Origin of the sequence: Bacillus sp. FSL P4-0248 (assembly GCF_038593305.1) — a bacterium.
Lineage (GTDB): Bacteria > Bacillota > Bacilli > Bacillales > Bacillaceae > Bacillus > Bacillus safensis.
In genome coordinates this window covers 1,446,597-1,472,650 of record NZ_CP151983.1, presented here as the reverse complement: position 1 = coordinate 1,472,650, position 26,054 = coordinate 1,446,597, and the positions used below count along the sequence as shown (strand labels likewise).

The window sequence follows — 26,054 nt, the reverse complement described above, 5'->3', positions numbered from 1 at the left end:
GATAAAATCGAGGGTCAGTCCCCGATTTTATCGGCTTTTTCTTTGTCGTTTTTTTCTTTCGATGTAAAGGGCATCAAGTGCGTCAATATCCTCTTGTTCAAGCAAGGATTCAATTGCCGCAGCCAATTGTTTTGTCCGGGCGGGGCTTGCACCGCTTGTAGAAACTGAAATCGTCACTTTTCCTGCTTTGACAACCTTCGGCACCATCACATTGCCGAGCTCAGATTGGCTCACACAATTCACGAGCTGGTGAGGCTGTGCTGTTTGTGCAATCCATTCATTTACCGAAGGGTCGTTTGTAGCAGCAACAATGAAAAACGCATCCTTTAAATCTTCAGCGTCTACTTTCTTTTCCTTCCAATTGAGCGCATATGTATCAATGAGGCGTTCCATCTCTTCAGAAATATTAGGACTCACAACGGTTATCTGGCAAGACTCCGTACACAATGCCTTTGCTCTTCTTAACGCGACAGATCCGCCGCCGGCGATGACCACTTGTTTATCGGTTAAATCAAGATGGACTGGAAGCATGGATTTCTCCTCGGAAACGAAACGCATCGTCTTTGTTTAAAATGGTTTCTTGCACGCGTTCAATATAAGCCGATTTGACATGCGGATGAAAGCCAATATACCGGCATACCTGGACATCTTTCAGCCGCTTTCTCGCCTGAGCGGCTTCACTTTCAATTTCTTTCATTAAAATCCCCGTAAACAGCAAGTAAGGAACGAGATAGACAGGCCCATCGTCATCTGCTGATAACTGCGCGAGAACATCTCGATAATTTGGCTCACATGCTGTAATAAAACACGGAAGAACCTCTGCATGCGGAAGCAGATTTCGGACATCGTCTGCAATGCCAAACACATCTCGCTTCACATCCGGATCAGAGCTCCCGCGGCCAATTAAAAGAATCCGCGCGCGCTCGCCTTGATATCCTGCTTCTTCAATTCTTGCGGCAACCGCTTTTGTTACTTCTTGATTCACGCCGATTGGCTTTCCATATGTGACCTTTACTTGCGGGAAACGCGCATGCACTTTCTCAATTTCGACCGGGATATCCGATTTGGCATGCATGGCAGTTAAAAGGAGGAGCGGGACGATTGCAATGTGTGTCGCTCCTTTTTTCACACAGGCCTCAAATCCTTCTTCTATAGAAGGGTCCGTCAGCTCTAAAAAACAAATTTCTTGTATATCTGCTTTCACTAACGGCATACAGCTTTTCATAAAAGAAATGGCCTTATCTTGTGCTTCTTTTACCCTGCTTCCATGCCCAACATAAAGGACAGCTTGTTTCATGCGGCTCCTCCCTCTCACTTGTTTTCATCAGACGAAAAGACACGATGTATGCACGTGTCTTTTCTCTATCATTCTCATTTCTCGATGAATGCAGGTTCAAACCAGTTCAGCTTTTGATGAAAATGAACGACATCTCCAACAACAATTAAACTTGGATGCTCGATCCCTTCTTTTTCAACGGTTTCAGACAGTGTCGCCACCGTGCAGCACGTTGTCTTTTGCCTTGTTGTGGTTCCCCAGTGTATAAATGCAGCGGGTGTTTCAGGGTCCCGTCCATTTTTCAAAAGCAGGCGCTGCACTCTTTCCACGTTTTTGACACCCATGTAAATCACAAGAGTATCAATCCCTGTAGCCAGCGCCTCCCACTTTTCTTCAAAATGTTCATCCTTTTGATAGTGACCCGTGACAAAAGCAACATTTGAGCTGAATTCACGATGTGTCACAGGGATGCCCGCATAAGCAGCCGCTGCAATCCCAGAAGTAATTCCTGGGACGACCTCATACGGAATTCCGTGCTCAGCTAGGCATTCGATTTCTTCACCGCCGCGGCCAAAGACAAAGGGGTCGCCGCCTTTCAGCCGAACGACAACGTTCCCTTCCTTTGCATGAGCCACAAGCGCTTCATTGATGGCTTCCTGTCTCATTGTATGATGATTTGGCAGCTTGCCGCAATAAATCAATTCCGCCTCCGGTTTGGCATGGGCGAGAATTTCTTGATTGACAAGACGATCATATAAGATGACATCTGCCCGCTGTATCGCCTTATGGGCCTTTAATGTTATTAAATCTGGGTCACCGGGTCCAGCACCCACAATGTATACTTTCCCCATCTTGCTTTTCTCCCCCTGCCATCAGGCGATTATTTCGTTGTTCCTTTTACATAATCAACAAGACGCTGTTTAGATTCCTCACGGGATAATTCCCCTGTATCTAATACGAGCTCAGGCGCAGCAGGCTCTTCATACGGTGAATCGATTCCAGTGAAAAACGGAATTTCACCGTTTCTCGCCTTTTTATATAACCCTTTTGGATCACGCTCTTCACACACGTTCAGATCACATTTGACAAATACTTCGTGAAATTCCCCATCTTCGACCAACTGTCTGACAGTGTGGCGGTCTTCTTGAAATGGAGAAATAAAAGCAGTGATGACAATCGTCCCTTGCTCCACAAATAATTTTGCTACTTCTCCGATCCGGCGGATGTTTTCTTTTCTGTCATCATCTGAAAACCCTAGATCTTTATTGAGTCCGTGCCGCACGTTATCACCGTCAAGAACTGTGACTTGGTAGCCTTGTTCAAACAGCTCTCTTGCAGCTGCATTCGCGATCGTTGATTTACCTGACCCGCTTAGACCTGTAAGCCAGATAATGCCGCTCGTATGATTGTTTTTCTGCTGATATTCTTTTTTTGTAATTGATGAATCATGCCACACGATATGTTCGTTGCTCATGTCATACCCTCCCATTAAGATACCGTCGTTTTTAATCCTTCGATTAATGTTTCAATGACTTCTTTTCGGCTGAACGTGCTTGGTGGTAATTCACCGTTTCTCAGCATTGTTCGAACCTTTGTACCTGAAAGAATGACATGCTCGCTTTTGTCGTGAGGACACGTTTTTGGAGTGGCCATCGCTTCACATGTATTACAGTAGAAACTGTGTTCAAATTTTAATGGAGTAATGCCGATTTCTTCGCTTGTAAATTGATCAAATAGTTCCTGCGCCTCGTATGTGCCGTAATAGTCACCAACACCTGCATGATCTCTTCCAACAATAAAATGGGTGCAGCCATAATTTTTCCGCACTAGCGCATGAAAAATGGCTTCCTTTGGTCCAGCATAACGCATTGCAGCAGGAAAAACACCTAAAAAGACGCGGTCTTTTGGATAATAACCGTCCAATAATACTTGATAGCTTTTCATTCTTACATCTGCCGGGATGTCGTCAGATTTTGTTTCACCGACAAGCGGATTTAAAAATAAACCATCGACTGTTTCCAGTGCTGTTTTTTGAATATATTCATGAGCACGATGAACAGGGTTTCTCGTTTGGAAACCAACAATGGTTTTCCAGCCGTTATCTTTAAAATGACGTCTTGTTTCTTCTGGCTCATACGTAAATTGAGGGAATGGTTTTTCACTGCGTTTCGTCAGTGTAATTTTTCCGCCAATGTAAGTATCGCCGCGTTCAAATAATTTTTTCACGCCTGGATGATTGCGGTCATCTGTTTTATAGACATTCACCGCTTCTTTTTCTTTATCTGGTGTGTATTGATCCTCTACTTCAATGACCCCATATACAGTTCCATTGTAGGATAAGCGCACGATATCGCCTTGATGGATTTCCGCCGCCTTTTCTTTTGTCACTGGCAGTGTAATAGGAAGAGACCAAACGACACCACTTGCTAGCCGCATACTGCTTACAACTGCTTCATAATCAGCTTTTGTTAAAAACCCTTCAATTGGACTATATCCGCCAATTGCAATGAGTTCAAGGTCTGCAAAGGAAATCGCATCTAGTTCAATTTCCTTCGCAGCCGTGCTGAGATCATATTCTTCATTTACTCGATTAATTAATACGCCACCATGTGGTGTTAAACTCATTTGTTCATCTTCCTCTCAATGTTCATATTTATTAGATGTTAATAGTCGGATTTATGGTTAAATCCCGCCGCCCTGTTCATGAATAGAGCTGCTTTCATTTTTGACTGCCTTCATCAGACTCAGCGCACCAAGTGAGGCAAGCAGTACACTCATCATGATAAAGATAGAGTAATAGTCTCCTTTTAAGAAAAGGCTCACAAGCAAATACGAGAGGCTGAGTGATAAAAAAGGTGAGACCACCCATACTTTCAGCATTTTTTTCACAACATGTTTGTGAAAAATGTTAGGCCCGCCTTTTGCCATTCCAAGCCCGATGATAGACGAGGAGGTGATTTGCGTAAGTGGAACGGGCAGCCCAAAAATAGAGCTGACGATGACAAGCCCGGCACCGGTACTCGAAAGTAAAATCCCTTCGCCTGTTTGATAGCGGGTAATTTTCTTTCCGTTTGTTTCCAGCACTCTTCTGCCTAGCAAGAGGGCCCCTGCTGCGACGAAGATTCCGCCGTAAAGTGTTCCCTGCCCAACAGACAAAACGCCTGAAGCGACGAGCGGGCCGACAGCATTTGCCACATTGTTCATACCGGCTGAAAATGCCTCTAAAAATCCGCTGAGGATTAATACGACAGATAAAATAGCTGTGCCTTTTTTAGACAGCTTCCGTTTAGGGAACATTCTGATGATTTTGACGACAGCAAAGGTAAAAAGAAAGGCAAAAAGCGGGATGATGACCCAAAATGCCACAATCACTAAAATGGATTTCACAAACAATACTTTATACGCGACTGCCACACCAACCACAGCCCCTACTGTGACCTCACTTGTTGATAAAGGAATCGCCATGAGATTCGCTATGAAAAGTGATAGTGCAGCAGAACCAATGATAATACAAACGATTTCAAGTGTAATGACTGATTCTGGCATAATACCAGAGCTGATCGTTTTGACGACCTCGCCGCCGCCAATCACTGAACCTGCTAAAATTCCCACTGCACAAAAACTGAGTGCATAAATGGGCTTTTGAATGGCACCTGATCCATACGCAATGCCCATAGAAGCAGCTGCCCCGCTTGCGCCTATGTTTAAAGCAAAGAATAGACTAAATAAAATTGCGGCGATTTCCATACGTTATGCTCCCTTACTCATGTAATCCGCACTCTGTCTTTGCTGTTCCTGACCATCTGCCAGAACGCAGATCATCTGCAGTAAATGCTGGCTGTGTACACGGTGCACAGCCGATACTTGGATATCCTTGGTCATGCAGCGGATTATAAGTAAGTTCCTCTCTAGATGCATATCTCCATATGTCCTTCCACGTCCAATGGATGAGCGGACATACTTTCACTGATTTGAATTTCTCATCCTTATTTAAGAAATTCGTCCCTGCTCGTTTTGGTGACTGCTCTCTTCTTAAACCGGAAAGCCATGCTGGATAACCAGAGAGAGCTTCTTGTAAAGGAATGACCTTACGCATATGGCAGCAGCTTTGAGGATTTGTTTTCCATAATTCATCACCGTGCTGCTCATTTTGCTGTTCAACCGTCAGCTCAGGCGTTTTCAATACAATGTCTAAACCCGGGTATCTTTCCTTTACCGCATCAATTGTGTCGTATGTTTCCTTAAAATGCAGACCTGTATCTAAAAAGACAATTCTCGCATCTTTTTTTACTTTTGCAATCAGATCAATCAGAACGATGCCCTCGATGCCAAAGCTGCACGCATACACGAGCTGGTCACCATAATGACCGTACGCCCATTTCAGTACAGACAGGGCTCCTTTATACAAATCATCCTCTTGAAATGTAATGGACGGCTCTTGCCAATTTTCATAAGTTAACATGATTTCTCCCCTTCCGGAGTACCGCTCATATTGCTAATTTCCGCACTACTTCAATCTAATTTTTTCGTTTTTTTCCACTTGAATCACTTGACCGTCCTGAACAATTAACGTAATTGAACCGAATTTCATATCCCCAATCAGTTCTTGCATATGCTTTACTAAGTCCTCATCCTGATTTTGTTTCACTTCCATCTCCTCTTCCTCCTCACCGTTAAAATAAAAAAACTTTCTTTCAGTCCGAAAGAAAGATGAGGAAGCTCACGATTTCCTTATCTTTCAAAATAGAATCATTTTGCAGGAAGTAGCACCTTGCGAATCGCAGGTTGCCGGGTTTCATCGGGCCAGTCCCTCCACCTCTCTGGATAAGAGTTTCAATTTGTCTTAAATATTAACACAATTCAAACAAAAGTCAACCCGACTTTATTGATAGGATTAGTTTTTATTAAAATTTGAGTCTATTTTACTATTTTTACCCAAATAAAAAAGCCGTGCGGGCAAGCACAGCTTTTGTTAACGATAGGAGGCTAAAATGCTCTTCATCCTAGTCCTTTCTCTTCTTTACAGACCGTTTCTTCCATCCAAGATTCAGAGGACGGATCTTGTCTCCAGCGTTTTAGTTTGTTCATCGCAGACGGCTCAATCGCTTTCAGTTCAAGTGCCACGTCTGTCAATGTGTCATAGTCTGTCAGGGTGACATACGGAATATTTTTTTCTTGAAAAGCGGCTGCTGCTTTTGGCAGTCCGTATGTGAAGATTGCGGCGACTCCTAGTACCTCGCAGCCCTCAGCTTGAAGAGCAGCGACCACTTCAAGCACACTGCCTCCTGTGGAAATAAGGTCTTCAACGACTACAACCTTTTGGCCTTTCGATACAGCCCCTTCAATTTGATTTCCTTTTCCGTGTGCTTTCGGCTTACTTCTGACATAACACATTGGGATGTTCAAGCGGTCTGCCGCTAATGCCGCATGCGGAATGCCCGCTGTTGCAGTACCCGCGACAACCTCTGCTCCCTTGAAATGAGTGAGAATCAAATCTTTTAGACCTTCCGCAATGTCGTGTCTGACTTCTGGATATGATAATGTGAGGCGGTTATCACAATAGATCGGTGATTTTATACCGCTCGCCCATGTAAACGGTTCGTCTGGTTTTAATGAGACCGCTTTGATTTGTAATAGATGTTTCGCGATTTTTGATTTCATCTGGCAGTCACTCCCACTCTTTCAAAATTTGATGATAGGCTTCTATTGGTTTATCCGCTTTTGTGATTGATCTTCCGACAACAATTTGTGAAACACCTTGCTCTTTTGCATAGGCAGGTGTCGCCACACGCTTTTGGTCATCAGTTTGATCATTTGGTAAGCGAATACCTGGCGTTACAGTGAGAAAGGAGGGTGAGATATGTTCATGAAGTGCTTTAGATTCATGAACAGAGCAAACAACCCCGTCCAGCCCACTTTCATATGCTAATTGACCGTACCGGATAACAGTCTCTTGCAACGGACGGTCAATGAGTAATTCTTTTCTCATCATGTCTTCTGACGTACTAGTCAGCTGGGTCACTGCAATAATGCCCGGACGGCTTTGTCCAGCAGGAGTCCCGCTTTCAAGTCCCTCTAATGCAGCCTGCATCATTCGTTTCCCGCCAGCAGCATGCACATTGACCAAATCAACGCCAAGTGTGGCAAGCCGGTTCATCGCTTTTTGCACCGTTGTTGGAATGTCATGTAATTTTAAATCGAGAAAAATGCGGCAATTTTTTTCTTTCAGCTCATCAAGGATGGCAGGTCCTTCTTGGTAAAACAGCTCCATGCCGACCTTCACAAATAATGGTGTCCCTTCAAAGGGATCTAAAAAGGTAAGCGCCTCCTGTCCTGAAGGAAAATCAAGCGCGATGATGGGCAAGTGCTTCATGTTTCCAGCTCCTTCCGATACATTCCTCTACAGATGAATAACCATATGCTGCTAACACATTTGGCAGCTCTTCAATGATTTCCGGACAAATAAATGGATTCACAAAATTGGCTGTACCGACAGCTACTGCACTTGCACCTGCTAGTAAAAATTCAAGTACATCTTCAGCACTTTGCACTCCGCCCATCCCGATAATCGGAATAGAAACCGCTTGACTCACCTCATGCACCATGCGCACAGCGACAGGTTTGACAGCTGGTCCTGATAATCCGCCTGTTTTATTGGCAAGGATGGGTTTCCCCGTTTTTAAATCTAAACGCATCCCAATTAATGTGTTAATCATGGTGAGTCCATCCGCTCCAGCAGCTTCAATCGCTTGAGCAATCTCTACAATATTGGCTACGTTAGGTGACAGCTTGACATAGACAGGAACAGAAGAGACTTTCTTGACTGCTTTTGTTAATGACGCCGCCATATTTGGATCTGTACCAAAGGCGATCCCGCCTGTTTTAACATTTGGGCAAGAAATATTCAGTTCAAGGGCATGAACATTTTTGGCTTGACTGATTTGCTTGGCTACTTCAACATAATCTTCGACCTGTGAGCCAGCAACATTCGCAATAATAGGTGTATTAAACTGCTCGAGCCAAGGCAATTCATTTTCAAGCACGCCTTTTAGACCTGGGTTTTGAAGTCCGATTGCATTGAGCATACCAGCTCCTGTCTCGGCTACCCTTGGTGTCGGATTGCCAAATCTCGGTTCAAGGGTTGTGGCTTTGATCATGATACCGCCCAGTAATGATAGGTCATATAAGGATGCAAATTCTCTCCCAAATCCAAAGCAGCCTGATGCAGGGATAATTGGATTCTTTAAAGATAATCCCGGTAACTCAACGTTTAGCATGACAATGCCACCTCCTCTGCTTTAAAAACAGGTCCATCAAGACAGACTTTGACGTAAGGTTTGTCGAGCTGATCGGTATGACAGACACATGCAAAGCAGGCACCAATCCCGCAGCCCATTCGTTCTTCCATCGAAATGTAGACGGGCTTATCAGGATACGTGTCTTTCAGCGCTTTTAGCATAGGTGTCGGACCGCAGGAAAGCAGCACATCAAAGCTCAGGTTTTGCTCTTTTATCACATCTGTTACAAAGCCTTTAGCACCATATGTGCCATCAACAGTTGCAATAAACGTATCGCCGAGTGCTTGAAATTTCTCCTCGTAAAATACATCCTTTTTCGATTGAAAGCCGAGGACATGCTTTACGATGACGCCTTTTTTCGTTAAACGCTTGGACAGTTCATATAGAGGCGGTACGCCAATTCCGCCGCCGACTAGTAATGCCGTCTCTCCGGGCTTGACGACTGAAGGATCATACCCGTTTCCAAGCGGCCCTAATACATCAACTGTTTCTCCCTCCCGCTTTTGGGAGAGGAGCTTTGTGCCCTCTCCTTCTGCGCGGTAAATGATGGTTGCTTCTTTTTGCTCGGCATGAATGTTGGCAATACTGATCGGTCTTCTCAGCAGCGGTGTCATGGATTCACTGACCTTTAGATGAAGAAATTGTCCAGCCGTTTGAAAGGCGTCCACAAGGTCACCTTTTAATGTCATTTCGTAAATATGATCAGCGATCTCTCGGTTCGAGACGACCGTCAAGTATGCTTTTTTCATATCGTTACTGTCACCTCAGCATTCGTTTTCACTTCTGGCATTTCATCCGCTCTAAATGTCATGCTCTCAAGCACTCGTAAAATGGCTTCTGCTGTGTCTAGGGACGTTAAGCAGGCCACTCCGTTTTCAACAGATTCACGTCTAATTCTAAAGCCGTCTCTTGCCGGCTGTTTTCCTTTTGTTAATGTGTTGATCACGAATTGGGCTTCCCCGTTTCGAATGACATCGAGAAGATTTTTGCCTTCTTCTCCAATTTTGCCGACCACACTTGATGGAATGGAGGCTTGTTTTAAATAATTCGCCGTTCCTTCTGTTGCTAAAATATGATAGCCGATCGAATGGAATCTTCTTGCGATCTCAAGTCCTTCTTCTTTATCCTTATCAGCCACTGTCAGAAGAACTGTTCCGTCTTTAGGAATTTGAATGCCTGATGCAATCAATCCTTTATATAAGGCTTTTTCGATCGTGACATCTTTCCCCATGACTTCACCTGTTGATTTCATTTCAGGCCCGAGTGTAATATCCACTCTTCTTAATTTTGCAAAAGAGAAGACTGGAACTTTGACGTACACTCCTTCTTGCTCTGTATGAAGCCCTTCTTCGTAGCCATAATTTTTGAGTTTGTCCCCCAAGATGACTTTTGTCGCAAGGTTTGCCATCGGAATGCCTGTAATTTTACTTAAGAAAGGAACCGTCCGGCTTGATCTCGGGTTCACTTCAAGTACATACACTTCACCTTTTGATAGGACAAATTGTATGTTCAAAAGCCCAATAATGTTGAGTCCTTTGGCAAGCTTGATCGTGTATTCTGCGATCTTCGCTTTGATGTCCTCAGACAATGTTTGCGGCGGATAGACCGCAATCGAGTCACCAGAGTGAACTCCGGCTCTTTCAATGTGTTCCATAATGCCTGGGATCACGACAGTTTCACCATCAGACACGGCATCTACTTCAATTTCTTTTCCTGTCAAATACTTGTCAATTAACACCGGATGCTGCGGATTGACTTTCACCGCATTCTCCATGTAGTGAAGAAGCTCTGTTTCTTGATACACAATTTCCATCGCGCGGCCGCCTAATACATAGGAAGGACGGACAAGGACTGGGTAGCCGATTTGATTGGCAATCGCTACAGCTTCAGGCACAGACGTTGCTGTTTTCCCTTTAGGCTGCGGCACACCGAGTGTTTCTAACGTTTGTTCAAACTTGTCCCGGTTTTCTGCGCGGTCTAGGTCTTCTAGAGAAGTTCCAAGAATTTTCACCCCTCTATTTGATAATTCGTCTGCTAGGTTGATCGCCGTTTGTCCGCCGAACTGAACAACGACTCCTTCAGGCTGTTCAAGGTCGATGATATGCATGACATCTTCTACAGTGAGTGGTTCAAAGTAGAGCTTATCTGAAATACTAAAGTCTGTTGAGACCGTTTCAGGGTTGTTGTTTATAATGATCGCTTCATAGCCTGCTTGTTTAATTGCCCACACAGAGTGAACAGTCGCATAATCAAATTCAACCCCTTGTCCAATTCGGATAGGACCTGAACCTAATACGATGACGCTTTTCTTGTCAGTCCGTTCTGATTCATTTTCATCTTCATACGTGCTGTAGAAATATGGTGTCTCTGATTCAAATTCTGCTGCACATGTATCCACCATTTTGTATACAGGTACAATGCCTGCTTCTTGTCTTAGCTTGTAGACATCCGCTTCGTTCATATTCCACTCGCGGCTAATGTAGATATCTGAGAAGCCTTTTTCTTTTGCTTCTTTTAATACGTCTGTATTGCCTTTGTTTTCTTTTAATGTCTTCTCAAAGACGATAATGCCTTCCAGCTTATGAAGGAAGAAGTAATCAATTTTTGAGAATTCATGTATTTGTTCGACTGTATAGCCTCTTCTAAGTGCCTCAGCGATATAAAATAATCGTTCATCTCCCGCTTTGATAATCCGCTTTTCAAGCACTTCATTTGTGATGTCTGCTTCATCTTTTAATTCAATGTGATGCACATCGGCTTCAAGTGAACGTACTGCCTTTAGAAGAGACTCTTCTAATGTGCGGCCGATCGCCATGACTTCACCAGTTGCCTTCATTTGCGTACCAAGACGTCTGTTGGCAGATTCAAATTTATCGAACGGCCAGCGCGGTATTTTAGAAACGATATAGTCAAGTGCCGGCTCGAAGGCTGCATAGGTTTTACCTGTGACTGGGTTCATCATTTCATCAAGCGTTAAGCCGACAGCAATTTTCGCTGCCAATTTGGCAATTGGATAGCCTGTCGCTTTTGACGCAAGCGCAGAGGAACGGCTCACACGCGGGTTTACTTCGATGATATAGTATTGAAAGCTGTTTGGATCAAGTGCCAGCTGAACATTACAGCCGCCTTCAATGCCAAGTGCACGGATCAGCTTAAGCGACACATTTCGAAGCAGCTGATATTCTCGGTCACTTAACGTTTGGCTTGGTGCTACAACAATACTGTCACCTGTATGGATGCCGACAGGGTCAAAGTTTTCCATGTTACAAACAACGATTGCATGGTCACCGCTGTCTCGCATGACTTCATATTCAATTTCTTTAAAGCCGGCAATGCTTTTTTCAAGTAAGCATTGTGTGACTGGGCTAAGCTTCAGACCGTTTTCAACGATTTCCTTCAGTTCTTGCTCGTTTGTACAAATACCGCCGCCCGTTCCGCCTAATGTATAGGCTGGTCTGACAATGACAGGGAAACCGATTTGATCCGTGAACGCCATCGCTTCTTCAAGGTTATGAATGATTTCACTTTCTGGTACTGGCTCATTTAGTTCATTCATTAAATTACGGAATAAATCTCTATCCTCTGCTTTTTGGATGGCTGACAGCTTTGTACCGAGTACTTCAACGCCGCATTCAGCTAATACGCCAAGCTCTGATAATTCAACTGCAAGGTTTAATCCAGTTTGCCCGCCAAGTGTTGGCAGGATCGCATCAGGGCGTTCTTTTCGAATGATTCGTGTTAAAAATTCTGGTGTCAGTGGTTCGATGTATACCTTATCAGCCATTTCTGTATCTGTCATGATGGTCGCAGGGTTAGAGTTGACAAGAACGACTTCATAGCCCTCTTCTTTTAGTGCTAAGCAAGCCTGTGTGCCTGCATAGTCAAACTCCGCTGCCTGACCGATGATGATAGGACCTGATCCGATTACTAAAATCTTTTTGATGTCTACGCGTTTTGGCATACTTCTTCCCCTTCTTTCTCAGTCGTATGAATCATTTCCATGAACTGGTCAAATAAGTAGTTTGCATCTTCTGGACCCGGTGATGCTTCTGGGTGGTACTGAACAGTGAATGCTGGTGCTTCTTTATGTTTTAATCCTTCAATCGTATTGTCGTTTAGGGCAATATGTGTGACTTCGAGCACGTCTTCGTTAATACTGCTAACCGTGTAGCCGTGGTTTTGAGACGTCAGTGTCACCTTGCCAGTTGCTAGTTCTTTCACCGGATGGTTTGATCCTCTGTGGCCAAATTTCATTTTTTCTGTGCTTGCACCGCACGCTAGAGCAAATAATTGATGCCCGAGGCATATACCAAAGAGCGGCACCTTTCCAATCAATTGCTGAATCATCTCAACGGCTTCCGGTACATCCACGGGATCTCCAGGTCCGTTTGAAAGCATGATGCCATCAGGCTTTAGCTGCAGCACTTCATCTGCAGTGATGTTGTATGGCACCACAATGACGTCGCAGTCACGTTTATTGAGCTCGCGCAAAATACCGTGCTTCATGCCGAAATCGACAAGGACAATTCTTTTTCCTCTGCCTGGGCTTGGGTACGCATTTTTCACAGATACTTGACTCACTTGATCTGTTGGCAGCTGCAATGTTTGAAGGCGGCGGACAACGTCTTCTACTCGTTCATCAGGTCCTGCAAACGCCCCTCTTAAAGTGCCTGCACTTCGAATCATTCGAGTCAGCTTCCGTGTATCGATTCCGCTCAGCCCCGGAATGTTTTTCATTTTTAAATATTCATCGAGTGAGTATGAAGAGCGCCAGTTTGAGGGCTTTTCACAAAGCTCTTTCACAATCAGCCCTTTTACAAACGGTGTGATCGATTCAAAATCATCACGGTTAATGCCATAGTTGCCAATAAGCGGGTAAGTTAGTGTGACAATTTGTCCGCAGTATGATGGATCAGATAAAATTTCTTGATAGCCCGTCATCCCTGTATTAAAGACAACTTCTCCGACTGATGGTTCTAAGCTGCCAAAGCCTGTTCCTTCGAATACTGTTCCGTTTTCTAGCACTAAGCGTCTCTTCATTTTACTAGTCTCCCCTCTTCATAAACGACTTTCCCAGATGCAAGTGTCATGACCGGCCATCCTGATACGGTCAATTTGTCAAACGGTGTATTTTGCCCTTTAGATAAGAAGCTTGTTTTATCGATTGCCATTTCTTTGTTTAAATCAATAAGTGTGATATCAGCTATGTGCCCTTCTTCAAGCTTTCCGTATGGAAGGGAAAATGCTTCTGCTGGTTTGATTGTCATATAATCAACGAGTTCTTTTAATGTCCATTCGCCTGTTTTGACAAATCGTGTATACAGAAGCGAGAACGCTGTTTCAAGTCCCACAATTCCAAACGGGGCACGCTGCATGGTTTCGTTCTTTTCTTCTTCTGTATGCGGCGCATGGTCTGTTGCGATGAAATCAATCGTTCCATCTAACAGTCCCTCGATCAATGCCTCGCGATCCTCTTTTCCTCTGAGCGGCGGGTTCATTTTATAATTTGTATCAAGACCTGGAATGTCCGTATCACACAACAGCAGGTGATGCGGTGACACCTCAGCCGTCACACGGATGCCTGCTTTTTTTGCATCGCGTACGACCCGCACAGATTCTTTCGTACTGATATGACATACATGATAATGACAGTTCGCTGCTTCTGCTAAAAGAACATCTCTTGCAATATGCACCGATTCACAAATGGACGGTATTCCGTGTAACCCATTTGCTTTTGAAAATTCTCCTTCATGAACGCATCCGCCGTAAATGAGCGAGTTATCTTCACAGTGCGCCACAATCGCTTGATCAAGACTTGCTGCCTGTTTCATCGCTTCGTACATCATGCCTGCTGTTTGGATGCCGACACCGTCATCTGTAAAAGCAAAGGCGCCTGCTTCTTTTAGTGCTGCAAAATCCGTCATCTCTTCCCCAATTTGTCTCGTTGTGATGGAGGCGTATGGCAGCACTCTTACAGATGAGGTCTCTTCGATTCGATTCAACAGCCATTCCATTTGCTCTTTTGTATCTGGAACCGGCCTTGTATTCGGCATCGCTGCAATCGTCGTATATCCGCCTCTTGCGGCTGCTTTAGAGCCTGTTTCAATCGTTTCCTTTTTCTCTCCGCCCGGCTCTCTTAAATGCACATGCAGATCGATCAAGCCTGGTGACACAAATAGCCCTGCTGCATCAATAACCTCTTCTCCGTCTTCTCTTTCTAGGTGACCAATCGCTTGAATCACTTTTCCTTTTACCCTAATATCCTGCTGCACTCTTTCACCTGTGCTTGTTAAGATAAAACCGTTTTTAATGAGATATGACATAGACAGAATCTCTCCCTTTTTGATGTAGTGTGCTATTTTGAAAAGCTCTTTTTAATACGGCCATTCGGATATAAACACCATTTTCCATTTGTTTGAAAATCCTTGACTGCTTGGACTCTACTAATGAATCATCTATTTCAACACCTCTGTTTACTGGTGCTGGATGCATAATAATCGCGCGTTCTTTCATTTTGTTTGCTCTGTCTACTGTTAATCCATAAGTTGATAAGTAATCTTCACTGCCCATTTTTTCAGCGTGCCGTTCATGCTGGATTCTAAGCAGCATCACCACATCAGATTGTGCGATGGCTTCATCTACTTGGACATACGTTCCGTGAGGGTTTTGTTCATCCTGGAAGGAAGCAGGTCCTGAAAAGAGGACTGTCGCTCCCAGCCTCGTTAAAACCTCAGCATTTGATCTTGCCACCCTGCTATGTTTGATGTCTCCATGAATCGAAATCGTTAAGCCTTCAAAGCCGCCAAACTCTTCAAAGATGGTCATGAGGTCAAGCAGTGATTGGGTTGGATGCTGCCCGCAGCCATCTCCTGCATTGATGATGGGAATTCCAACCTTCCCAATCAGCTCGTTATAATATTCATCGGTGCTGTCTCTGATCACACATGCCTTTACTCCGATCGATTCGAGTGTTTTTACCGTATCGTAAAGTGTTTCGCCCTTTTGAACGGAGGTGCTAGCCGCATCTAAGCTCAGGACATTCATCCCAAGTTTCTTCTCTGCTACTTCGAAGCTAAAACGTGTTCTTGTGCTTGGTTCAAAGAAGAGGTTTGCCACAAATTCTCCGGCTAATCCATGTTCTTGTTTCCCCTTTTTGAGTGCAGCTGCTTCTTCAATCAGCTGTAAAATCTCTTCTTTTGATAAGCTGCTCATTGTCGATAAATCATTCATTTTTTCTTCCCCCTCTAGTTTTTCATCACTTTCAGGTTCAAAAAAACCCTAAGCCTCGGCAGCTTAGGGTTCTCCAAAAGAAGCAGCGGCACTTTTGTGCATTCTGCTCCATTTAGAACCCTTGTCAGCCTCACTGGACTTCTTTTAAAAGGTTTTCTGTATTTGATTCATTTGAGTTGTCATCTTCTGCTTTTTGATGCGGCAGGATCAGATTTAACAGGACACCTGTAATCGCAGCAAGTGCCATTCCAGATAGGGTGAGATTGATTTGTTTCACCTCAATGAATGCCCCGCCAATTCCAATGACTAGGATGACTGATGCGATAATGAGATTACGCTTTTCTTCAAAATTCACCTTATGATCAATCAGAATTCTCAGGCCGCTTGAAGCAATGATTCCAAAGAGCAGGAACGAAACGCCTCCCATCACCGCGGACGGCACTGTACTGATTAATGCTGATATTTTTCCTACAAAACCGAAGCAGATCGCAAACACCGCTGCTCCGCCGATGACGAAGATACTGAACACTCTTGTGATGGCAAGTACGCCAATGTTCTCTCCATAAGTTGTTGTTGGCGGTCCGCCAATAAGTGAAGCGAAGATCGTCGCCGCACTGTCTCCTAAAATGGAACGGTGAAGACCTGGTTTTTTAATAAAATCTTGTCCTACGACCTTACTTAACACCACTTGGTGGCCGATATGCTCAGACATTGTGACAAAGGCAACCGGCACCATCACTGTGAGAATGCTTAATGTCACAGCAGGTGTATAGTCGACAAATGGCACGACGAAGTCTGGTACAGCAAACCATTTTGCGTCAATGACCGGCTGGAAGTTCACAATGCCTTGAGTTAAGGCAAAGAGATAGCCGCTGATGATGCCGATTAATACTGGGATTAAGCTAAGGAATCCTCTTAGGAAAATCATACTGATAATGGTCACAGCCAGTGTGAAGCCAGCAACCATTAAATGCTTGAGGCTGTAAACTAGCTCGGTGGCATTCGGATCAACATACATTGCCATGTTGACTGCTGTTCCAGCGAGTCCGAGTCCGATGACCATAATGACTGGTCCTACGACAACCGGCGGCAGAAGCTTCATCAGCCAGCCTGTGCCGAGCCATTTAATGAACAGGGCGATGAGTGCATAAGCGACACCCGCCATGAAGGCGCCAACCATTGCGGCTCCAGGGCCGCCCGTTGCTTTAACATTCAGTATGGGGGCGATGAAGGCAAAGGACGATCCAAGATACGCCGGAATTTGTCCTCTTGTGATAATTAAGTAAACAATCGTTCCCACACCGCTTGAGATGAGCGCGACGGCTGGACTCATATCAATGATTTTTGGTACAAGAATGGTCGCACCAAACATCGCAAACAAATGCTGAAGGCTAAGTGACAGCCATGTGAATGGTTTTGGGATATCTCGAATGCCTAAATTGGCTTTTTGCTGACTCATGATTTTCCTCCTAGATGTGTCCTTTTTCATTAAAAAAGCCTCTTTGCGAGTATGCGCAAAGAGGCCTAGAAAAACCAGACACGTCATGTTAGCCGTGTGCTCGGTGTCTCTGTTATTGCCCTCTTTGCAAACTCTCTGGAATGCATTTAAAAAGGTTATTTTTCATATATAGCGACAAGGTCGTTTTGATCTACTTCATTGAGCTGAACCATGACTGTCTCTGCTTTTGAAGTCGGAATGTTTTTCCCGATATAATCCGCTCGAATCGGCAGCTCCCGGTGTCCCCGGTCAACGAGCACAGCCAGCTGAATGGAAGATGGTCTTCCTACATCCACAAGGGCATCCATAGCGGCTCTGACGGTTCTGCCTGTAAACAGGACATCGTCAACAACAATAAGTGTTTTGTCATTAATGTCAGTTGGTATGTCTGCACCCTTTACAAGCGGGTCTTGGTTGTCTGTCTTTTTTGTCAGGTCATCACGGTATAGCGTAATATCAAGTTCACCTACAGTGACTGGATTCCCTTCAATTTGCTCGATGCGCTCTGCAAGGCGCTTTGCAAGATGTATGCCTCTTGTCTTGATCCCGGCAAGGATGACATCCTTCATCCCTTTGTTGCGCTCAATCATTTCATGTGCAATTCGGGTAAGCGCTCGTCTGATCGCTTGTTCATCAAGAATGACTGCTTTTTGTTCCATCTTTTACACCTCTTTTTGACAAATAAAAAGCCCCTTCTGCAAAGGGCAGAGAGGGGCGTTCATTTGTGCATACGCGTGCACAAATTGATCCGTTATCCTTCTCAGCCTCTCTGGACTGTTTTAAAGAATCTCAATTTCTTTGTTTATTATTTCAGAAAAAGCACGGCCTGTCAATCGTTATTTCTTAATGAATCGATAAAAGCCTGCATATCAGCTGGAATTGGTGCTGTGAACTCGATATATTCTCCTGTTCTAGGATGATCAAATCCTAAAACACCTGCATGCAGCAGCTGTCCATTAAAATCGACTGTTTTTCTCGGCCCATATTTCGGATCTCCTGCAAGAGGGTAGCCGATATATTTCATATGAACACGAATTTGGTGTGTTCTTCCTGTTTCAAGACGGCATTCGACAACCGTGAAGTCTTTAAAGCGTTCAATCACATCAAAGTGAGTAACGGCTTGTTTTGCATTTTCTTTTGTGACCGTCATGCTTTGGCGGTCTTTTTTGTCTCTGCCAATTGGTGCATCAATTGTTCCTGTATCATGCTGGATAATACCGTGGACAACAGCCGTATACTTTCTTGTAACAGTTTTAGCCACCAGCTGATTGACGAGTGACTCATGTGCCATATCGTTTTTCGCGACCATTAACAGCCCAGACGTATCTTTATCAATTCGGTGGACAATTCCAGGACGCATCACACCGTTAATCCCTGATAAGTCTTTGCAATGTGCCATCAGTCCATTTACAAGTGTTCCTGACACATGACCCGGCGCTGGATGAACGACCATTCCTCGTGGTTTATTTACAACTAACACATCTGCATCCTCATAATAAATATCAAGATCCATTGGTTCTGCTTCTACATCTAGCGCTTCCGGATCTGGAATCTCCACTTTGATTTGATCCCCAGCTTGTACTTTGTAATTGGCCTTTACTTGTTTCCCGTTTACTTCGATCAGCCCATCTTTTACCCATTGCTGGACTTGGGTTCTTGACCATTCTGGTTCTGTCGTGCTTAGAAATTTATCTAGCCGTTCACTCGTTTGTTCTTCTGAAACGGCAATATTTACTTGATTCATGTAGTTGACTCCTTATTTTTCTTTCCATCTAACAGCATTTGAATGAAGAGCAGAATAACCCCTACACAGAGAGAAGAATCTGCAATATTAAAGATTGGGTAGTGATAATCCCCAAATACGAAATGAGCAAAATCAACCACTTCCTGACGGAAAATACGGTCAATAAAGTTGCCGATCGCTCCGCCAAGCATTAAGGCCAGCGCTACTCCCAGCAGCTTGTCCTTTTGTCCATGTTTTTGTAAGTAATAAACAATTCCCGCAATAACAACGAGTGTGATCACATAGAAAAACCACATTTGCCCTTGGAGAATTCCCCATGCGGCTCCTGAATTTCGGTGAGATGTGATATAAAAGAATCCATCAATGACTGGAACAGAATCACCGAGCATCATATTTTTGACAATGAGCCATTTTGTTAATTGGTCTAAACAAATGATAACGAATGCGATTATGTAATAGAACACACACGTTCCTCCATCTTCATACTTTGATCTTTAAGCATTTTATCAAGAAAACAGGAAGGAGTAAAGAAACTTTAGTTGACAGACAAAAACCTCCCTACATGTGGAAGGCTTCAAAATGAGAATCATTCGATTCATAAGGATAAGGAGTGAATGCTTTTTTCTCGTATTGCTTATGATATAAAAAGTCGTCAGCCGTGCGGGCGGTAGGAAGAATGCTCATTTGTTCAAGCGGAATCACATCTCCTGTTGCCTCACATATGCCATAGGTTCCTTGTTCAATTTTTGCAATAGCGAGAGACACATCTTGCAGCTCTTCTTTGATGTGATAAAGAAGCGTGGTCGTTTTGACCTCATTCAATGTGACATGCTCAGCGGGTGAACGAAATGATGCGTATTCAAACAGTTTAGATTGCAGCTCTTCTTTCATTTGAAGGAGTTCCGTGTAAATCGTCTCTAGATCGCCATTCATGTCGCTATTTCAACTCCTGCCCTGTCGTGATAATCATATTGTTGCCCCGACTGGTCACTTTAAAGCCATAAGATTTTTCCTTTCGTTCTAAACGCTGTCATTTTCTCATAAAAGAAAACGCCCCGCATATGACGGGGCGCCAGCTTGTGATATCGCACTGTTATTTCTGGTAATATTTCTCCACGATTTCAGCATTTTTCAGCGACAATGTTGGGTATTTCGGATTTGCCCCAACGTCTTTTGAAATAATGCGGGAACGCTCGCACAGTTCTCCTTCTGCTTTCTGAACCACAATTCGTCCTGATGTATATTCAGGTGCTGATGTATCTGCATGCTGCTCATCTTCTACCGTTAATTCAGAGATGATAAAGAGCTGCTTCACATCTTCTTTAATGGATGCAAGAAGGTTTTTCACTTCATCTGTCGCATAAAGCGTCACACTTGCTTCAAGTGAACGTCCGATGACTTTCTCGTTACGCGCAATCTCCAGCGCTTTTAGCACATCGTCACGTACCTCCATAAAGCGGTCAAACTTCGTTTCTGTCGCTTCAGCTTGAGGAACTAGCACACCTTCTGGCATATCTGTTAACTGAACACTTGGCTCTTCAACAAAGCTTAAGTGGCTCCATAACTCATCTGCGGTATGCGGAAGAATTGGTGCAGTCAGCTTCACTAAAGCCATTAATGTTTCGTAGAAGACCGTCTGCATGCTGCGGCGGTCTGGATGATCGGCATGCTCAATGTAGACGACGTCCTTTGCAAAATCGAGATAGAAAGAGCTGAGCTCAATCGTACAGAAATTGTGAATCGCATGATAGACGACCGCAAATTCGTAATCATCATAAGCTTTTTTCACTTTATCAATCAATTTGTTTAATTTGATCATGATGTATTGATCCACTTCGCGAAGCTCTTCTACTGGCACGGCATTAACTGCTGGGTCAAAGTCAAATAAGTTTCCATGCAGGAAGCGGAAGGTGTTACGGATTTTACGATAGACTTCTGCTACTTGTTTCAAAATATCATCAGACACTGGATGATCGGCTTGATAGTTGACTGAAGATACCCAAAGTCTAAGAATTTCTGCACCAAGCTGCTTCGCGACCTTCGTTGGATCAATCGTATTGCCTAATGATTTACTCATCTTACGTCCTTCTTTATCAAGCGTAAAGCCGTGGCTTAGAACCCCTTTATATGGTGCTTTTCCAGTAACAGCAACTGCTGTTGATAAAGAGGAGTTAAACCAGCCGCGATATTGGTCAGAGCCTTCAAGGTAAAGATCTGCCGGACGGACTAGGTCATCTCTTTCTTCTAAAACAGCTTGGTGAGAAGAACCGGAATCAAACCATACATCCATGATGTCCTGCTCTTTTGTGAATTCACCATTCGGGCTGCCTGGATGTGTAAAGCCTTCTGGCAATAGCTCTTTTGCTTCTTTTTCAAACCAAATATTCGAGCCGTGCTCTCTAAATAATTGAGATACATGCTGAATGGTTTCGTCCGTGATGATCGGCTCACCATTTTCCGCATAAAAGACTGGAATTGGAACGCCCCATACACGCTGTCTTGAAATGCACCAGTCACCTCTGTCACGCACCATATTGAACAGGCGTGTTTCTCCCCATGCTGGAACCCATTTCGTTTCTTTAATATTGTCTAATAACGCTTCTCTAAAATCTTTAATGGATGCAAACCACTGAGCTGTCGCACGATAAATCGTTGGTTTTTTCGTTCTCCAGTCATGCGGGTAGGAGTGCGTGATAAAGTCGAGCTTTTTCAGCGCACCTTTTGCTTCAAGCTGTTCTGTGATGGCTTTATTGGCATCCTCGTAGAATAGTCCTTCAAAACCAGGCGCCTCATCTGTCATCACACCTTTTTCATCTACTGGACAGAGCACATCAAGACCGTATTTCATACCGACAATAAAGTCATCTTCCCCGTGGCCTGGTGCTGTGTGAACACAGCCTGTTCCCGCATCAGTTGTCACGTGGTCACCAAGCATCACAAGGGAATCTCTACCATAAATCGGATGCTCTGCAACGACGTTATCTAATTCTTTTCCTTTTAATGTTTTCACGACTTCATACTCTTCAAAGCCAAGCGTTTTTGCCACTTGTTCAACGAGCTCAGATGCGACAACATATCGCTCAGCACCTACTTGAAGAACACTGTACTCTAAGTTTGGATGAACACAAATGCCAAGGTTTGCAGGAAGCGTCCAAGGTGTTGTTGTCCAGATAATGAATTGTTCGCCGTTTTCAAGAACGCCTTTGCCATCTTTTACTTTAAACGAAACGTAAATCGATGGTGAACGTTTGTCTTTATATTCAATTTCCGCTTCAGCGAGGGCTGATTCACTTGAAGGAGACCAGTTAACAGGCTTTAATCCTTTATAGATATAGCCTCTCTTCGCCATTTCACCAAAGACAAGAATTTGCTGCGCTTCGTATTCAGGCTTTAATGTGACATATGGATTGTCCCAGTCTGCTCTGACGCCTAATCGCTTAAACTGGCTGCGCTGACCTTCAATTTGCTTCCAAGCATACTCCTCGCATAGTTTGCGGAATTCTGCTGTAGACATTTCTTTGCGTTTTACTTTTTTATTTTTAGTGAGAGCTGTTTCAATTGGCAACCCGTGTGTATCCCAGCCCGGTACGTACGGTGCATGGTACCCGTTCATTGATTTAAAACGGACGATAAAATCTTTTAGGATTTTATTGAGTGCATGCCCCATATGAATGTCACCATTCGCATATGGAGGTCCATCATGCAAAATAAACGTCGGGCGTCCTTTAGTCCGCTCTAAAACCATTTGATAGATGTCTTTCTCTGCCCATTCCTCTTGGATTTCAGGCTCTTTGTTCGGCAAGTTCCCTCTCATCGGGAATTCTGTTTTCGGCATTAATAAGGTGTCTTTGTAGTTCATACCCATTCCTCCACATGCAAATTCTGATTAAAAAACAATAAAAAAAGCCCTCTCATCCCATAAGGGACGAGAAGGCTTGTCTCGCGGTACCACCCTTTTAGACAAGCGATATGAAAGAGCCGCTTATCCACTCAAAAATCGTAACGTGATCAGACGCCTTTTCTTACTGGTTTTTCAGAAAAGGAACTAAAGGGGTGATCTCATTGCAGCGTCTCGTAATGTCAGGCTTCCACCATCCCTGATTCGCTTTATTACGCATGTGACAGCTGCGAGTGTCCCTTTCAAACGTTTATCTCTTGTTAATTTATGATGGTATTATATGCAACATGAGCACGTCATGTCAAGATGATGCGCTTATTCTTTTTCGTCAAAGACAGCGTCTACTTCATATTCCAGTAAATGATCCCAATCGTCATTTTTCAGAAGATCAAGCTGCGCTTCGATGAGCATTTGGAAGCGAGTTCTAAAGACCTTCGACTGTTTCTTCAGCTCTTCGATTTCCATTGCAATCTTTCTTGATTTTGACAGCGCTTCGTTGATAATACGGTCTGCATTTTTCTCTGCTTCACGAATAATCAATTTTGCTTCTTTATCAGAATGACGCTTTACGTCTTCCGCTGCTTCCTGCGCCACAAGAATCGATTTGTTTAATGTCTCTTCAATTGTTGCAAAATGACCTAGTCTTTCGTCAAGCTCGTTTACTTTGTCTTCAAGCTCGTTCTTTTTACGAAGTACGATCTCGTAGTCTTTACGTACTTGGCTTAAAAACTCGTTTACTTCGTCTTCGTCATAGCCGCGAAAGCTTTTTGTGAACGTTTTATTATGAATATCATTAGGTGTTAATGGCAACCTCGCCACCTCCAGATTCAAGTTCGTTATGTCAGAAGCTCAAATGTTACTTTGAATTTATCTTTTTTGGTCTTCCCATCAATCGTTTTGAGGCTAAAGCGGCCAAATCCCCGAACAGAGAGCTGATCGCCTTCACCGATTGTAAAGGAAGGGTCCTCAGTGACTTTCCAATTGACTTTGACAAGCCCATTTTTAACTAAAAGCTGTGCTTTTTGCCGAGACTGACGGCTGACAGCAGCGCATACAGCATCCAGCCGAAGTGAAGAAATGGTATCTTCTTTGATATCAGTCTTCGTGATCACTGGCTTTATTTCTGCCTGCGTGATTTCCTCTAATGAAACGGCTGCTCTGCCGACATGTGTCAGCTGCGCCCGCACAAAATCGGCGACATCACTTGTACAAATAAATTGCACATCTTCCTCTGAAAATAATAGATCTCCGAATTTTTGACGCTTCAAGCCTGTCCCAATCAATGAGCCGAGAAGCTTCGGGTGTTCTAAGGAAATAAACTTTTTCGCATAGTTCACCTGAAAATATGACAGCTCAACATCTTGAATAGAAGGTTCTAAATAATCAGGATAAATGAGAGCTCTTTTGCGCTCCGCTCCCTCATACCCGCCAAAAAACATGATCCCAAGTTCTTCGCCATGCTGGATGACGGATTCAGTAATAAATTGCTCACGCGGATCAAGAAAATCTGTTAATTTCATTCGATATTGGTCGAGTGCGATTTTTTTCCAGCCTAACACTTGGTCAACAAATGGCTGTTCGTCTTTTCTAAAATGCTGATAGATATCGCTCATTTTGTTCCCCTCTTATGTAAAAGAGCCTGGCAGTGCCAAGCCCGGCAGCCTGTTTACATGAAGCGCACAATCATATTGTAAAGACCAGTTAGTCCATATGATGATGCAAAACGAATCACAAGCAATGCCACAATCGGCGAGATGTCAATCATGCCGATTGGCGGAATAATTTTACGAAATGGTTCTAAATACGGTTCGCAAATATTTGTCAGAAAACGGCCAAACACAGTTTCTCTTGCAGATGGCACCCATGACATAAAGATGTAAATAATAATCGCGAATGAGTAAATCGTTAATACCGTTCCTAAAATATTAAAAATGAAATTTAGAATCACTATGATTTACCACCTCTGAGGTTCTTCCTCTGTCAATAGCTCTGATATTGTACCAGATACATCTACATTATCAGGTGTGCAGAGGAATATATTCGAGCCAATACGCTGGATGTCTCCACCGATTGCATAAACGGTTCCGCTTAAGAAGTCAATGATTCGCTTTGCTTGATCATGCTGAATGCGCTGCAAATTCACGACGACTGCACGTCTGTTTTTAATATGGTCTGCAATCTCCTGCGCTTCTGCATAAACACGCGGCTCACTTAACACCACTTTAGAGGATTTTTGCACGCTTTGCAAGCTGACAACATTTTGTTTTCCTGTCTGCGGACGATCTTGAAATGCTGCTTTGTCCTTCGTTCCTTTTTCTTCTTGAACGGGTTCTCTTTCTTCATCAATATATTCGTACTCATACTCTTCATCGTCGAGAGTGAAAAAGCTTTTAAACTTATTTTTTATGCTCATGTCACGCACCTCCTGTTTCATTTCCAACAAGTGAAGAGCCAATCCGAACGAATGTCGCACCTTCTTCAATTGCGATTTCAAAATCATTTGACATGCCCATCGATAAATGCTGACAAGGTGCATTTACTTGGTTAAGATGTTTTACTTCTTCTCGAAGGTTTTTTAATGTTTTAAAACAGTTTCGAACCACAGTGTGATCATCTGTAAATGGAGCCATCGTCATCAGTCCAGCAATTTCAATCTGTTTGAAATCAGCGAGCTGCTTCACAAACGGAATGACGTCTTCACTTTTCAAGCCGTGTTTTGACTCCTCAAGTGACGTGTTCACTTGTACAAAACAGCGAACTGTGTGATCCGCTCTTTTTTCAATTTCATTCGCAAGAGACATCCTGTCGAGCGAATGTAAGTAGTCAATTGTCTGAATGACAGATTTCACTTTACGTGTTTGTAAACTGCCGATGAAGTGCCAGCTAATGTTTTCATCGGTTATGGCCGCCTGCTTTTCAAGTAACCCTTGGTCACGATTTTCACCAAAATGCATAATTCCTGCTTCTTTGGCTTCTTGTGCTCGTTCAATTGAGACATACTTTGTCACAGCAACGACCGATACATCTGCTGGATGTCTACCGGCTCTTTTACATGCTTCGTTTATTTGTTCATTTATTTGTCTGAGATTCTCTCGTACATTCAATTGCAC

General features: G+C 43.7%; 27 protein-coding genes and 1 riboswitch. All 27 genes read right to left on the bottom strand.

The window, feature by feature from the left end; translation table 11 throughout:
- Positions 1–27 precede the first annotated feature (27 nt).
- On the bottom strand, positions 28–531 hold the full coding sequence (locus tag NST65_RS07450) for a bifunctional precorrin-2 dehydrogenase/sirohydrochlorin ferrochelatase (protein ID WP_046310887.1): 504 nt from the start codon (positions 529–531) through the stop codon (positions 28–30).
- Positions 512–1,297: a sirohydrochlorin chelatase gene (locus NST65_RS07445; RefSeq protein ID WP_024426950.1), complete on the bottom strand. Its 786-nt coding sequence runs from the start codon at positions 1,295–1,297 to the stop codon at positions 512–514. The genes NST65_RS07450 and NST65_RS07445 overlap by 20 nt, the downstream gene beginning before the upstream one ends.
- Positions 1,298–1,371: 74 nt before the next feature.
- Positions 1,372–2,127 (bottom strand): uroporphyrinogen-III C-methyltransferase, encoded by a 756-nt coding sequence (gene cobA, locus NST65_RS07440; protein ID WP_024426949.1) that lies wholly within the window; start codon positions 2,125–2,127, stop codon positions 1,372–1,374.
- 29 nt (positions 2,128–2,156) lie between these two features.
- The gene (gene cysC / locus NST65_RS07435; protein ID WP_034281722.1) at positions 2,157–2,750 is read right to left on the bottom strand and encodes an adenylyl-sulfate kinase; all 594 of its coding nucleotides are present in this window, start codon (positions 2,748–2,750) and stop codon (positions 2,157–2,159) included.
- A gap of 14 nt (positions 2,751–2,764) precedes the next feature.
- Positions 2,765–3,901: a sulfate adenylyltransferase gene (gene sat, locus NST65_RS07430; RefSeq protein WP_024426947.1), complete on the bottom strand. Its 1,137-nt coding sequence runs from the start codon at positions 3,899–3,901 to the stop codon at positions 2,765–2,767.
- 57 nt (positions 3,902–3,958) lie between these two features.
- Entirely contained in the window at positions 3,959–5,023 is a 1,065-nt protein-coding gene (locus tag NST65_RS07425) for an inorganic phosphate transporter (RefSeq protein ID WP_034281721.1), read from the bottom strand.
- Positions 5,024–5,036: 13 nt separating this feature from the next.
- Positions 5,037–5,738 carry a phosphoadenylyl-sulfate reductase gene (locus NST65_RS07420; protein ID WP_024426945.1) on the bottom strand — a complete coding sequence of 234 codons (702 nt, stop codon included), beginning with the start codon at positions 5,736–5,738 and terminating at the stop codon, positions 5,037–5,039.
- 45 nt (positions 5,739–5,783) lie between these two features.
- Positions 5,784–5,930, bottom strand: a complete 147-nt coding sequence (locus tag NST65_RS07415) for a YezD family protein (RefSeq protein WP_073205135.1) — start codon at positions 5,928–5,930, stop codon at positions 5,784–5,786.
- A 74-nt stretch (positions 5,931–6,004) separates the two neighbouring features.
- Positions 6,005–6,107, bottom strand: a riboswitch (SAM riboswitch).
- Between the two features lie 167 nt (positions 6,108–6,274).
- Positions 6,275–6,937, bottom strand: coding sequence for an orotate phosphoribosyltransferase (gene pyrE / locus NST65_RS07410; protein ID WP_034281719.1), 663 nt, complete (start codon positions 6,935–6,937; stop codon positions 6,275–6,277).
- A 7-nt stretch (positions 6,938–6,944) separates the two neighbouring features.
- Positions 6,945–7,649: an orotidine-5'-phosphate decarboxylase gene (gene pyrF / locus NST65_RS07405; protein ID WP_111927347.1), complete on the bottom strand. Its 705-nt coding sequence runs from the start codon at positions 7,647–7,649 to the stop codon at positions 6,945–6,947.
- Positions 7,621–8,553, bottom strand: a complete 933-nt coding sequence (locus tag NST65_RS07400; RefSeq protein ID WP_065214335.1) for a dihydroorotate dehydrogenase — start codon at positions 8,551–8,553, stop codon at positions 7,621–7,623. The genes pyrF and NST65_RS07400 overlap by 29 nt, the downstream gene beginning before the upstream one ends.
- Entirely contained in the window at positions 8,547–9,323 is a 777-nt protein-coding gene (locus NST65_RS07395; RefSeq protein ID WP_065214334.1) for a dihydroorotate dehydrogenase electron transfer subunit, read from the bottom strand. The genes NST65_RS07400 and NST65_RS07395 overlap by 7 nt, the downstream gene beginning before the upstream one ends.
- On the bottom strand, positions 9,320–12,535 hold the full coding sequence (gene carB, locus NST65_RS07390; RefSeq protein ID WP_034281710.1) for a carbamoyl-phosphate synthase (glutamine-hydrolyzing) large subunit: 3,216 nt from the start codon (positions 12,533–12,535) through the stop codon (positions 9,320–9,322). The genes NST65_RS07395 and carB overlap by 4 nt, the downstream gene beginning before the upstream one ends.
- On the bottom strand, positions 12,520–13,614 hold the full coding sequence (locus NST65_RS07385) for a carbamoyl phosphate synthase small subunit (protein WP_111927345.1): 1,095 nt from the start codon (positions 13,612–13,614) through the stop codon (positions 12,520–12,522). The genes carB and NST65_RS07385 overlap by 16 nt, the downstream gene beginning before the upstream one ends.
- Entirely contained in the window at positions 13,611–14,897 is a 1,287-nt protein-coding gene (locus NST65_RS07380; protein WP_111927343.1) for a dihydroorotase, read from the bottom strand. The genes NST65_RS07385 and NST65_RS07380 overlap by 4 nt, the downstream gene beginning before the upstream one ends.
- A complete protein-coding gene (locus tag NST65_RS07375; RefSeq protein WP_034281705.1) occupies positions 14,881–15,804 on the bottom strand; it encodes an aspartate carbamoyltransferase catalytic subunit in 924 nt (307 codons plus the stop codon). The genes NST65_RS07380 and NST65_RS07375 overlap by 17 nt, the downstream gene beginning before the upstream one ends.
- 130 nt (positions 15,805–15,934) lie before the next feature.
- Positions 15,935–17,263: a solute carrier family 23 protein gene (locus NST65_RS07370; RefSeq protein ID WP_025092549.1), complete on the bottom strand. Its 1,329-nt coding sequence runs from the start codon at positions 17,261–17,263 to the stop codon at positions 15,935–15,937.
- A gap of 155 nt (positions 17,264–17,418) precedes the next feature.
- Positions 17,419–17,961, bottom strand: a complete 543-nt coding sequence (pyrR, locus tag NST65_RS07365; protein WP_111927341.1) for a bifunctional pyr operon transcriptional regulator/uracil phosphoribosyltransferase PyrR — start codon at positions 17,959–17,961, stop codon at positions 17,419–17,421.
- A 170-nt stretch (positions 17,962–18,131) separates the two neighbouring features.
- A complete protein-coding gene (locus tag NST65_RS07360; protein WP_024426940.1) occupies positions 18,132–19,046 on the bottom strand; it encodes an RluA family pseudouridine synthase in 915 nt (304 codons plus the stop codon).
- Positions 19,043–19,510, bottom strand: a complete 468-nt coding sequence (gene lspA / locus NST65_RS07355; RefSeq protein WP_024424236.1) for a signal peptidase II — start codon at positions 19,508–19,510, stop codon at positions 19,043–19,045. The genes NST65_RS07360 and lspA overlap by 4 nt, the downstream gene beginning before the upstream one ends.
- Before the next feature lie 94 nt (positions 19,511–19,604).
- A complete protein-coding gene (locus NST65_RS07350) occupies positions 19,605–19,979 on the bottom strand; it encodes a hypothetical protein (protein WP_024424237.1) in 375 nt (124 codons plus the stop codon).
- A gap of 160 nt (positions 19,980–20,139) precedes the next feature.
- Positions 20,140–22,905: an isoleucine--tRNA ligase gene (gene ileS / locus NST65_RS07345; protein ID WP_111927339.1), complete on the bottom strand. Its 2,766-nt coding sequence runs from the start codon at positions 22,903–22,905 to the stop codon at positions 20,140–20,142.
- A gap of 354 nt (positions 22,906–23,259) precedes the next feature.
- Positions 23,260–23,754 (bottom strand): DivIVA domain-containing protein, encoded by a 495-nt coding sequence (locus NST65_RS07340; protein WP_008344947.1) that lies wholly within the window; start codon positions 23,752–23,754, stop codon positions 23,260–23,262.
- A gap of 26 nt (positions 23,755–23,780) precedes the next feature.
- Positions 23,781–24,557, bottom strand: coding sequence for an RNA-binding protein (locus NST65_RS07335; protein WP_024424239.1), 777 nt, complete (start codon positions 24,555–24,557; stop codon positions 23,781–23,783).
- A 53-nt stretch (positions 24,558–24,610) separates the two neighbouring features.
- Complete coding sequence (locus NST65_RS07330) at positions 24,611–24,892, bottom strand: YggT family protein (protein ID WP_024424240.1); 282 nt, start codon at positions 24,890–24,892, stop codon at positions 24,611–24,613.
- 6 nt (positions 24,893–24,898) lie between these two features.
- Positions 24,899–25,357, bottom strand: a complete 459-nt coding sequence (gene sepF / locus NST65_RS07325; RefSeq protein ID WP_024424241.1) for a cell division protein SepF — start codon at positions 25,355–25,357, stop codon at positions 24,899–24,901.
- A 1-nt stretch (position 25,358) separates the two neighbouring features.
- Positions 25,359–26,048, bottom strand: coding sequence for a YggS family pyridoxal phosphate-dependent enzyme (locus NST65_RS07320; RefSeq protein WP_258521787.1), 690 nt, complete (start codon positions 26,046–26,048; stop codon positions 25,359–25,361).
- Between the last annotated feature and the right edge of the window lie 6 nt (positions 26,049–26,054).